Annotated in this window: 1 protein-coding gene; it reads right to left on the reverse strand. The window is 65.8% G+C overall.

Annotated elements, in window-relative coordinates; genetic code table 11:
- On the reverse strand, positions 1–629 hold a 629-nt coding region (locus GT354_RS29200; RefSeq protein WP_202512444.1), incomplete at its 3' end, for a hypothetical protein.
- Positions 630–687 lie beyond the last annotated feature (58 nt).

Consider the following 687-nt stretch of genomic DNA (forward strand, 5'->3'; position numbering starts at 1 on the left):
TTGACGACTCCGGGGGTGGTGGTGTGGTTGCCGTCCCAGTCGCCGACCACGGGGGTGTCGCCGCGGTCGCCGTAGAGCTGGGTGGTGACGTTGTCGTCGGTGTCGTGCCGGTAGTTGAACTTGCGCAGGTCCGGCTGGTACACACCCACGTTGGTACGACCGGTCCCGTCCCAGTCGCCCACGATCGGGACGTCCCCGGTGTTGCCGAACCACACCGTCCGGTCCGCGACACCCTGGGAAAGGGAATCACGCAGGTAGAAGTGCGCGTCGTCGGGGTTGAACAGACCCACCGTCTCGGTCCCGTTCCCGTCCCAGTCACCCGCGACCGGAACCCAGTTGCCCCCGTTGCCGTACTTGAACGACGTCACCGAACCGTCCGCGTGCCGCAGATAAAACGTCGAGTCCTGTGGCCGATACACCCCCACCAGGTCCGCGCCACCGTCCCAACGACCCACCACCGGCCGGTCACCCGGATTCCCGAACAGAATCGACGTGTCCCCCATGTAGAACGTCGACGTCCGCGGATCGTACGTCGCAGCCTCGTCCGAGCCGCTTCCGTCGAAGTCACCCGACAACGGCACCATCGGCGTGTTGCCGTACTTGAACATCGGCCGCGTCGCCTCCGACACACCCGCGGAATCCGCCAGATACCACGACAACACCGAACCATCCGGAGGAGTCGTGGGA

Origin of the sequence: Streptomyces sp. SID3343 (assembly GCF_009865215.1) — a bacterium.
Taxonomy (GTDB): domain Bacteria; phylum Actinomycetota; class Actinomycetes; order Streptomycetales; family Streptomycetaceae; genus Embleya.